General features: G+C 31.4%; 10 protein-coding genes. 4 read left to right on the top strand and 6 right to left on the bottom strand.

From position 1 onward, the window contains the following. Nucleotides 1-162: 162 nt before the first annotated feature. From GKZ86_RS01670 to GKZ86_RS01680, 3 genes are all read right to left on the bottom strand, one after another. Nucleotides 163-1,485, bottom strand: a complete 1,323-nt coding sequence (locus GKZ86_RS01670; RefSeq protein WP_154781396.1) for a trigger factor — start codon at nucleotides 1,483-1,485, stop codon at nucleotides 163-165. Nucleotides 1,486-1,596: 111 nt separating this feature from the next. Continuing rightward, the gene (locus tag GKZ86_RS01675) at nucleotides 1,597-1,947 is read right to left on the bottom strand and encodes a phage holin family protein (RefSeq protein WP_154781397.1); all 351 of its coding nucleotides are present in this window, start codon (nucleotides 1,945-1,947) and stop codon (nucleotides 1,597-1,599) included. A gap of 51 nt (nucleotides 1,948-1,998) precedes the next feature. After that, on the bottom strand, nucleotides 1,999-2,763 hold the full coding sequence (locus tag GKZ86_RS01680) for an alpha/beta fold hydrolase (RefSeq protein WP_154781398.1): 765 nt from the start codon (nucleotides 2,761-2,763) through the stop codon (nucleotides 1,999-2,001). A gap of 203 nt (nucleotides 2,764-2,966) precedes the next feature. Here GKZ86_RS01680 and GKZ86_RS01685 point away from each other — a divergent pair, with 203 nt between their 5' ends. Beyond that, nucleotides 2,967-4,271 (top strand): hypothetical protein, encoded by a 1,305-nt coding sequence (locus GKZ86_RS01685; RefSeq protein ID WP_154781399.1) that lies wholly within the window; start codon nucleotides 2,967-2,969, stop codon nucleotides 4,269-4,271. A gap of 52 nt (nucleotides 4,272-4,323) precedes the next feature. On the opposite strand, the gene GKZ86_RS01690 is transcribed toward GKZ86_RS01685, so the two are convergent. The 3 genes from GKZ86_RS01690 to GKZ86_RS01700 all read right to left on the bottom strand — a co-directional run bounded on the left by GKZ86_RS01690 (nucleotide 4,324) and on the right by GKZ86_RS01700 (nucleotide 8,252). After that, complete coding sequence (locus GKZ86_RS01690) at nucleotides 4,324-5,175, bottom strand: DUF4249 domain-containing protein (RefSeq protein WP_154781400.1); 852 nt, start codon at nucleotides 5,173-5,175, stop codon at nucleotides 4,324-4,326. 3 nt (nucleotides 5,176-5,178) lie between these two features. Then, entirely contained in the window at nucleotides 5,179-7,458 is a 2,280-nt protein-coding gene (locus tag GKZ86_RS01695; RefSeq protein ID WP_194632576.1) for a TonB-dependent receptor domain-containing protein, read from the bottom strand. Between the two features lie 80 nt (nucleotides 7,459-7,538). After that, on the bottom strand, nucleotides 7,539-8,252 hold the full coding sequence (locus GKZ86_RS01700; RefSeq protein WP_154781401.1) for a pyridoxine 5'-phosphate synthase: 714 nt from the start codon (nucleotides 8,250-8,252) through the stop codon (nucleotides 7,539-7,541). Between the two features lie 116 nt (nucleotides 8,253-8,368). On the opposite strand from GKZ86_RS01700, the gene GKZ86_RS01705 reads away from it, so the two are divergent. The 3 genes from GKZ86_RS01705 (at nucleotide 8,369) to GKZ86_RS01715 (ending at nucleotide 10,851) form a co-directional block, all read left to right on the top strand. Beyond that, entirely contained in the window at nucleotides 8,369-9,028 is a 660-nt protein-coding gene (locus GKZ86_RS01705) for a CBS domain-containing protein (protein WP_154781402.1), read from the top strand. A gap of 87 nt (nucleotides 9,029-9,115) precedes the next feature. Beyond that, nucleotides 9,116-10,003 carry an NAD kinase gene (locus GKZ86_RS01710; RefSeq protein ID WP_154781403.1) on the top strand — a complete coding sequence of 296 codons (888 nt, stop codon included), beginning with the start codon at nucleotides 9,116-9,118 and terminating at the stop codon, nucleotides 10,001-10,003. Between the two features lie 173 nt (nucleotides 10,004-10,176). After that, complete coding sequence (locus tag GKZ86_RS01715) at nucleotides 10,177-10,851, top strand: DUF6089 family protein (protein ID WP_154781404.1); 675 nt, start codon at nucleotides 10,177-10,179, stop codon at nucleotides 10,849-10,851. Nucleotides 10,852-10,853: the final 2 nt, after the last annotated feature.

Genomic DNA, 10,853 nt, shown 5'->3' on the forward strand with positions numbered 1-10,853 from the left:
TTAAAAAGGATGTCAATTTGTCTTAGTTTTTGTTTCAAGTTCAAAGTTTCAAGTTTATTGAAGTTCGAGAACTTGAAACTTGAAACAAAATAAACTTTAAACAAAAAAATAAGCGTCAAGAAAAAAATCTCTTGACGCTCAAATATAATTAATTTTTAGAAATTATTCTCCGTAAGAAGCTGCAATAAATTCTTCGTAAGTTACTTCTTTTGTTGTTGGATTTGCTTTTTCTTTAAACACTTCTAACAATTTTTCAGCTACAACTTGCTCAGAAAGTCTTTTTACTTCTTCCTGGTTAGATAAAACTCTAGCCACGATTCCTTGTACTTCTTCGTCAGTTGGGTTTGTTTGACCAAATTGAGCCATTTGTTGTCTGATAGCTTTTGTTGTAAATCCTTTCAAATCTTCAAATGTAATTTGTATATTACTTTGTGCCATTGCTTTTCCTTCAATCAATTGAAAACGTAATCCTTTTTCAGATCTTGCGTATTCAACTTCAGCTTCTTCAGCAGAAAGTTTTTTCTCTCCAACAGTTTGTAACCATTTTTTAAGGAATTCAGCCGGTAAATCAAATTTTGTATTTTCGATTAGGAAATCCTGAACGTCTAATAATAATTTCTGATCTGCTTGTTGCGCGAATTGAGCTTCAGCATCTTCTTTAATTTTAGATTTCAAATCTTCAAGAGAAGCTACTTTTCCTTCACCAAAAAGTTTATCAAATAAATCCTGGTTTAATTCTGCTAATTCTGCTCCGTTGATTGCTTCGATAGTAAAGTTTACTTCGATATCTAAACCGTGAACGTCATCATGACCTACTTTTAGGTAATCCATTAATTGGTGATCATCTTCGAATAAACCTTTTGTGCTTACTTTAACAACGTCTCCAACTTTTTTACCGATGAATTTATCTCCGGCTTTTTTATTGAAAGTAGATACAGAAATTGTAGTTGTATTGCTGATACCTTTTTCTTCGTTTGTAAAAGTTCCTGTTAAATCAGAATCTGCATCAACTTTATCTTGTGGAATTGCTTTTCCGAATTGTTTTTGGATACGCTCTACTTGTCCGTCGATTAATTTATCATCAGCAGTAACGATATATTTTACGATATTGTTTTTTGCTTCTAAATCAATTTCGAAGTTTGGTACTAAACCAATTTCGTATTCGAAAGTTAGTTCTTCAGCATCCCAATCAAAGTTTTCGTTTTCTTTAGCAAGAGGAGTTCCTAAAAGATTTAATCTTTCAGACTGAACAAAACGCTCTAAAGCCAAATCAACTACTTTTTTAACTTCTTCTTGCTTAATTGCTTTTCCGTATTGTTTTTCAACAAGGTCTTTAGGAACTTGTCCTTTTCTAAAACCTTTTACAGTAGCCAATGGCATTTTTTCGTTTATTCTTTTTGCTACTTGACCTTTATAATCCATGTGAACAACGTTTAATACAATCGTTTCATTCACAGCGTCTGTTGCTACTCTTTTAATATCCATCTTCTTCTTTAATTTACGTAATAAAATTGGGTTGCAAAATTATAAAATTTTTGCAACCCAACCAAGTTTTTAATCTATTGTATTTTAGAGTGTTTTTAAACTCACTTTTTATTATGATTTTTTATCGTCTCCTAATATTTTATAAGTAATAGACTGAAGTACAGATAATATAATACTAAAAATTAATGCCGTCCAGAACGAATCTACTGCAAAGCCTCCTACAATATTTGTACATAACAAAATAATGATTGCATTAATAACTAATAAAAACAATCCTAATGTAATCACTGTTACAGGCAATGTTAAGATAACTAATATTGGTTTTATAAAAAGATTAAGCAATCCTAAAACCACTGCAACAATTACAGCTGTTCCAAAACTCGCAACATTTACGCCTGACAAAAAATTTGCAATTAGTAAAACCAAAGCAGCAGTAACAAGAAGTCTCAGTAATAGTTTCATATTTTTTTAATTTAAATTTTAATAAAAGTAGTAAAATTTTTATCAACGTATTTACTCCTTTAAAAACTCTGTTGTTAATTCAAAAAACATTTTAGGATTTTCGGCATGAAGCCAATGTCCTGCATTTGGAATGGTTTCAAATTTAGTATTTGGAAAATGTTGGCGTATCGAGTCAAAATCTGAATCTAAAATATATCCTGATTCTCCGCCGCGAATAAACAATGTTGGTTTATCGAAAACCAAATTATCCGGCAACGCTTTTCCTATAGCTTCTAGATTATTGTTGAAAACCTCCAGATTAAATCTAAAAGCCAATTGTCCCGGTTCTTTCCAATACAGGTTTTTTAATAAAAACTGGCGGGTTCCAAAATCAGATACATACTGCGCTACAATTTCTTCAACATCGTTTCGGCTTGGCTTTACAGAAAAATCAACGGCGTTTAATCCTGCCAAAATATCCTGATGATGTTGTTTGTAAAATTTCGGACCTATATCTGCCACAATTAATTTATCTACAATTTCAGGATGAGTTGTCGCAAAAAGCATTGCTACTTTCCCTCCCATTGAATGTCCTAAAATGTCAATTCTGGTTAATTGATTGGCCTGACAATATTCGAATACATCCTGAACCATGGCTTCATAGCTCCATTCATCTGAGTGAAAACTACGACCGTGATTACGTAAATCTAAAATATGAACCTGAAATCCGGCATCTACATATTGTCCGGCAAGGGTTTTCCAATTATCAGACATACCCAGAAATCCGTGCATGATAATAAATGGTTTTCCTTCGCCTTCTATTTTTGAGTATAACATTTATATAATATTTTAAGCTTATTACAAAAGTAAAAAACTTATTTATCAATATTAGTACAATAATTTTAAGGAAATCATTTTATTAAAATAAAGTTTACATTTTACGGTTTTACGTAATTAATACACAATATGAAATTGTATCTTCGCGCTTTAAAAAATCAAACCAAAAATTGATTTATTCATTTAATTAAAACACCAAATCCATGATTAAAAAATTATTTTTATTATCATTAGTTGCTTCTCAACTTATGGTTTCATGTTCTAGTGATGACAGTCCTGAAACTGATCCAACAACTGATCCAACTAAAGAACTAACTTTAGAAGAGCAAATTGCTAATATCCTTAAACAACCTTATGCTAGTTTGAGTCCTGCTGATCAAAAAATTAAATTGGAAGCAGAAGCTAACGAAATGCTTGTTCAATTGGACAAAACAAAAAAATCAAGCGCTATCGAAGCCATTGAAAATTTAAACAATCTACTTATCCAAAGCAGCGTTGACATTTTTAATGGAAAAAGCAACAATGGTATTGAAGAGGCCTTAACGGTATCAGGTGCTTATGGAATTTACACTTGGAACAATACCCAAAAAATCTGGTTGAAGACAGCTTCGTCTACTGACTTGAAATTTGTTTTTCCTGCTAAAAAAGGACAAACTACCAACAACTCAGTATTTACTGTAAAAAGTACTTCTTCTGATATTAAATTTTTATCTATTGATACTTATGGTGAATGGGAATGGAATTCAACTACAGGTCAATACACACAAGTTACACCAGACCTAAACGACTGGTTCTATTTACCAACATCTGCAGATGCCGTTTTAACTATCGATAATGGACAAGTAGCTACTTTTAACCTGACAGCAAAATATGCTAACGGTAAAGAAGTTCCAACTGACCTTACTTATAAAGTAACCCTAAACGATGGCTACACTTGGGAAATGAGCAGTACTAAAGCAGTACAAAATACTGCAAAAGCAGATCTTACTTACAATGGCAAAAATTTAATTTCATTTACTGGCGGAAGTAATACTGAAGTTGACAAATTAATCGGCAATGACGAACTTGGTCAATACCGAGGTAAAGCAAATGGTTTATTTACATTATTGGATAATTTTGTCATCTTAGCTGATATGAACTTAGCAACAGACGCTGCTGATCGTATTGCATTGGAGAAAAATGTGCCATATCCGGCTTACAATTCCCAAACTTACTATACTGATATAAATACTTATCACAAAAAAATAGCTGAAGGCAAAGCAGCTGCTTTTAATAAGAATATAAAATTAATTTTAGTTTCTAAAAAAGATGGAACTAAAATCGCAGATATCGTACAGCATGCAGAAAAAGAAAACAATAACTATCCTTCTGAAATCGAATATTATAATGCTGTGAATTACTTAAAATTTAATGATAAAACCGAAGTTGAAATGGGAGCTTATTTCTCAACAGGATTTAACACTTTTCAAACTAAATTTAATGAGTTTACTGCAAGTTTTCAAAAGTAATACGCTTTTGAAATTATAACATAAAGCCGGTTTGAAACAATTCAAATCGGCTTTATTTTTTCGGAGGTGTTTTAACAACAATAATACTTTGTCCGTAACCTGCCCAGATACCAATTCCGCCTTTTATATTCGATTTTAAACTTGTATTCGATGGGTAAATTGGGTTTTTACTGTTTACAATTTCGTTTTGCCAGCTGTTCCAGAAATCTAAAGCGTCTTTATTTTGAGTTCTTAATTTTACATAAATTAAATCTCCATCGGCAAAATAAGGTGTAAATTTCGTTTTAGGAAAAAGCAAAATCCCCCTGTTTATTTGTACGGAAATATTTGGTGAACTAAAGTTTTTATCATCTAAATTGCCATAAAAAGCAGGAACAAAAACCGGTTCTTCATCAACGATTTTTGTCGCAACCTGATAATAATTTTTTTCGTTTAAAGGATCATCAAATTTCACAAAAACATAACCTGTGGTATCTGTTGGATTACTTTTTATATATTCGGCACTTTTAAGCTCAACACTTTTTGGTATCGTCGTTACAGCTTCGACAACACGACTTAAATATTCTATTTTTAGTGAATATTCTTTTCCCGCTTCTCCTTTTAAAGTAGATCCAAAATACACAAAGGGTGGTATTCTGTTTTTATCATTTTTAACTCTTAAAACTTCTGAATTCACACCATCAGAAATTGTAATTTTTGCAGAGCGTATTACATGGTTTAAAACATTTGTAGTGTCAATTACATCGGTTACCGGAATACTGCTTGACAATAAAACCTGAGCATAATCATCTTCTTCAATCCAGCCTTCAACTACAATTTTAGATTCTATGCTTTGTTCCTTAAAATCATCTTTAGAACAACTTGTTATCAGTAAGGCAAAAAGAAATAGTATATATTTTTTCATTTCTTAAAATTTAAATCTCCAGCTAATGGAAGGCAAAATTCGATACAAAACTTTCTTATCTTGCTTTACAACAACGGTATTTTTATCATTATTAACCTGAACATCCAAAACCACATAAATCGGATTATCAAGATTGAAAGTATTATAAATCGAAAAATTTAAAGCACTTTCTTTCTTATTGGTTTTCAGGAAAAAGTAATTTACTGAAAGATCTGTTCTAATATAATTTGGCATTTGTGCATTATTATATTCGGAGTATTCCTTAACCGGATTATTGTTTATAAAATACCATGAAGTTGGCATTGTAAATCGATTTCCTGAACTGAATATTTGCGTGACACCAAAGTTCCATTTTTGATTTAAATCATACATCCCTACCAACGAAAGATTATGGCGCCTGTCATATTTGGCAAAATAGGTATTTCCGTTATTGAGTTTATCAAAATTTCGATCAGACCAACTCAAAGTATAACTTATCCAGCCGTTAAATTTTCCATTATTTTTTCTCAACATCATTTCAAAACCATACGCTTTTCCTTTTCCAACCAATAAATCATTTTTGAATGTTGTAATTTCATTAAACTGAGTTATTCCGTATGGATATTCAAGTAAGTTTTTCATTGATCGATAAAAACCTCCAAAAGAAGAACTTAAATTTCTTGAAATATTTTGATTTGATCCTACTGAAAATTCATCTGAAGTTTGTGGTTTTATTCCATCCGAACTTGCAATCCAAAAATCTGTCGGAATTCCAACGCTCGAAGTTGTTATCAAACTCAAATATTGATATTGTCTGTTATAAGATCCGTAAAAAGAATATTTTTCATTTGCTAAATAATTCAATAAAACCCGTGGCTGAAAATGCAAATAAGAATCATTAGAACCAGACGTATAATAATTAATCCGAAGCCCTAATTCTGCATTTAAATGATCGGTTAATTTTGGTTTAATCGTAGTAAAAACGGCAGCTTCATTGGCATTAATTATATTATTTTGAGTAGTATTACTGCTGTCCGTAAAATTTTCAACATTTATATTTTGAGGCTGTAAATTGTGATGAACATATTGGAATCCAGATTCGACAGGAATATTTTTTATCCAATATTTAAAAGCATTATTAAACCCGAAATCTTTTACATACGAAGAAACTCCAAATTGAATTGTTGCCTGCTCCATATTCAAATCATTAGAATATTTGCTAAAATAAACTGAATTCGACATGCTTGTTTTAGGCGAAAATGTGGTTACCAAAGTTGGAGAAACGGTGAGATTACTCCATTTCATATTTGTTTTTAAAGTAAGATTATTATCATTAATTTTCAGATCATCGCTACTGATAAAAGCATCTACAGATAACAAATTATTCTTTGAAACTTGAGATATAAAAGTTATGTTTCCGTCTGAAAATCCATATTTCATATCCTGAACATCATTGCTATTTGAACCTGAATTTACTAATGGCGCAACGACTTCATCAATATATGTTTTTCGTCCGGAAATGTAAACTCCGGTCTTTTCATTTACGGGAACAGCCAAAGTTAATTGCGATGCTAAAATGCCAAGATTTCCCTGAATCGCAAATTCTGAAGGTATTTTTTTATTGGGAATTAATAACGTTGTAGAACTCAAACGCCCGCCATATTTTGAATTAGAACTTGATTTATCAAACTCAACTTCTTTAATATGATCTGTGTTATAAAAAGGAAAAATACCTAACAAATGTGACATTCCATAAACGGGAGTTCCATCATATAATATGGCGTTATGTCCAGGATCGCCTCCTCTTACATATAAATATCCGTTGGCATCTCCTGAATTCTGAACGCCGGGCATTAATTGTAAAATTTTAATAATATCTGTGGTTCCAAGAGAAGTTGGTACAGAAGACAATTCTTTTAAGTTAAAAGATAATTTACCTCCTGATAAAGCTGTAACACCACTTTTCTTGTCATTTTCTATGATTACTTCTTTTAAAAGAGAAATATCTTTTTCTAAAGTAATTGAAATTAGAGTGTCTTTTAAAAAATCAAAATCAATAGATTTATGAATATAACCCAATTGATTTATTGTTAGTTTAATTTTTCCTAAAGGAATACTTCCTGAAAAATTACCAAGAGTATCTGTTAAGGTGTAAAAGTTTTGATTATTTGAAGTAAAAGAAATACTTGCCCCAACTAAGTTTTCGTTTTCACCGGATTTCACATTTCCATTAATATTGGCTTTTGACTGCGCAAATACACTGGAAAAACATAATAAACAAAGGATAATAATTGGTTTCAGCACTTGGTTTTAATAATAGAAAAGTGCGAAAGTAAACAATTATAACCCAATAACATCAGGTTATAATTGTTTTAATTTTAATCTTATTTTAATTTATTCAGGTACATATTTACCACATTATCTAAACCTAGATAAAGCGCTTCTGAAATTAAAGCGTGACCTATAGAAACTTCTAATAACCCCGGGATATTTTGTTTGAAAAACTGAATATTATCTAAACTTAAATCATGTCCGGCGTTAATTCCTAAACCTAATTCATTTGCCAATTCTGCTGATTTAACATACGGATCAATTCCGTTTTTATTTCCTAAATCATATTGATGTGCAAAAGCTTCCGTGTATAATTCGATTCTGTCTGTTCCTGTTTTTTTCGCTCCTTCGATCATTTCCAGAATTGGATCTACGAAAATCGAAGTTCTGATTCCGTTTCGTTGAAATTCCTGAATAACTTCAGTCAAATAAGCTTGATTTTTTAGTGTATCCCAACCTGCAGAAGACGTAATTGCTCCAATTGCATCCGGAACTAAAGTTACCTGAGTTGGTTTACATTCTAAAACCAAATCGATAAAATTATGTTGCGGATTTCCTTCAATATTATATTCGGTATAAACGATGGCTTTTAAATCTCTTGCATCCTGATAACGAATATGGCGCTCGTCCGGACGCGGGTGAATGGTGATTCCCTGCCCTCCAAATTTCTGAATATCCGTCGCTACTTTTAGTAAATCTGGAACGTTTCCGCCTCGCGCATTTCGCAGGGTTGCAATTTTATTGATATTTACACTTAACTTTGTCATATAAATAGATAATTAATTCTAGTAACACTATATTTGTTACGACAAAAATACAAAGTAAAACGTAGCAGTTTTTGCTATTTTTTGATTATTTTGCGTGAAATATCTTCAATTGATTTATGACAGAAATTACTAACTATATCACAAACGATTTTCGAGCAATTGATAGTCAGGAAACGATAGCATCGGTTCAGGACTTTTTTGCTGACGTGAATTTTTCGCATTTTCCGGTTTTAGAAAATGGTATTTTCATTGGAAGTATTGCTTCTGATGATGTCGAAACTTTTGATATCGACAAAAAAGCAATTGACTATAAATATACTTTAGAACGTTATTTTGCCAGAAAATCAATGATGTGGCTTGACGTTCTAGAAGTTTTTGCCAAGAACCACACCAACACTGTTCCGGTTATCGATGAAAATAATACCTATATAGGATATTATGAAATGGAAGATATCATGAAATTTTTTCAGGAAACTCCATTTTTAAAAGAACAAGGCGGGATTATTATTGTGCAAAAAGGTCTTTTAGATTATTCAATGGGTCAGGTAACTCAAATTGTAGAAAGTAATAATGGCAAAATACTGGGCTGTTTTATATCTGAAGCTGATTTAGAAAATGTTCAGATTACAGTAAAAATTGGCATTGGACCGATGAATGAAATTATTCAGACTTTTAGACGATATAATTACGAGATTATTTCAGAACATCAGGAAGATGCATACATCAATAGCCTGAAAGAACGTTCTGATTATTTAGACAAATACCTTAATATATAGTTTTCTATGTTGAACCGGTTACTTGTTTAATCGTTTTGACGAAAAAAATAGCGATAAACAATTAAATAAAAAACTCTTCAACACCAGATGAAAGTAGCCATTTACGGACAGTATTATCAGAACAGTACAGAACCTATTATCAAGGATATATTTTTGTTTTTTAAAACGAATAATGTCGAAATGGTTATAGAAGAAAACTTTCTAAAGATGCTTCACGAAAAGGAACTTGTAAAAAAAGAATATAAAACTTTTTCTGCAATCACATCCTTAGACAGCAGTTTTGAAATGCTGATTAGTATTGGTGGTGACGGAACTATTTTAAGGGCTGCTACTTTAGTACGTAATTCAGGTGTTCCTATTTTAGGTATTAATGCAGGAAGGCTTGGTTTTTTGGCTACTGTTCAAAAAGAAAAAATAGACAGCTTTTTACAATTTGTTATTGACAAAAATTACACTACTTCTGAAAGAACTTTATTAAGCATAACATGCGATCCTAAAAATGATGCTATTGAAGAAGATTTGAATTTTGCGATGAATGAGATTACGGTGAGCAGAAAAGATACGACTTCGATGATTACAGTTGAAACATATCTTAATAATGAATATCTAAATTCATATTGGGCTGACGGTTTAATCATCTCTACGCCAACAGGCTCTACAGGTTATTCTTTAAGCTGTGGCGGCCCCTTGTTAACACCTGATGTTAAAAGTCTGGTAATTACACCTATTGCTCCACATAATTTAACAGCAAGACCTCTTGTTATTCCTGATGATACTGAAATCAAGTTACGTGTTTCGGGAAGAGAAGATCAATATTTGGTTTCATTAGATTCAAGAATAGCTTCTGTAAAAAATGAATCAGTTTTAACAATCAAAAAAACAGATTTTAAAATAAAAATGGTCGAAATCCCGGGGGAAACTTTCTTAAAAACCTTGAGAAACAAATTACTTTGGGGAGAAGATAAGAGAAATTAAGCTTTTTTCTAATTCGCCACTATACGATTATAGTACTTTTTGCCGTTTTGCATATATCGAATCATTATTAAATGTCTCAAAATCATGTTGTATATTGAAAAAAAAGCACATTTAACTAAAGGAACGTTGATTCGTATCGATAATTATTATATTTGCACGCAATTTTGAATTAAATGAAGAAAATTTTTAATTTATTGTTATGTTTTTTCCCCCTTATTACACTTAATGCTCAAATAAACGAGATAGGTGTTTTTCTTGGTGGAAGTAACTTCGTTGGTGACGTAGGAAGCACAACTTATATCAATCCGGATAAACTGGCTTTTGGTGTTTTGTACAAGTGGAATAAAAGTCCTCGTCATTCATATCGCTTTTCGTATACACAATCATCCGTTACAGGAAATGATTTTGAATCAGAAGAAGGAGGGCGAAACAAAAGAGGTTACAAATTTAAAAATAATATTAAAGAACTATCTGCCGGTTTAGAATTCAACTTTTTTGATTTTAATCTTCACGATTATCATCCAAAAATTACTCCTTATGTATATTCAGGTTTAAGTTATTTCTTTTATGATGATCTATATATTATAGGAGGACAAACAAGAAAAGAAAAAACTTCAAGTTCAATTGCTATTCCTATGACGTTAGGAATAAAATCAAATGTATCTCCAAAACTTATTTTAGCAGTAGAAGTTGGAGCACGTTATACTTTTACAGATAACATTGACGGAAGTAATCCGAATAATGAAGCTTTGAGATTTGGAAATATAAATAATAATGACTGGTATGTTTTCTCAGGTGTTACACTAACATATACCTTTGGACTAAAACCTTGCTATTGCGCAGAATAATA

The organism is Flavobacterium sp. LC2016-13 (assembly GCF_009707955.1).
Classification (GTDB): domain Bacteria; phylum Bacteroidota; class Bacteroidia; order Flavobacteriales; family Flavobacteriaceae; genus Flavobacterium.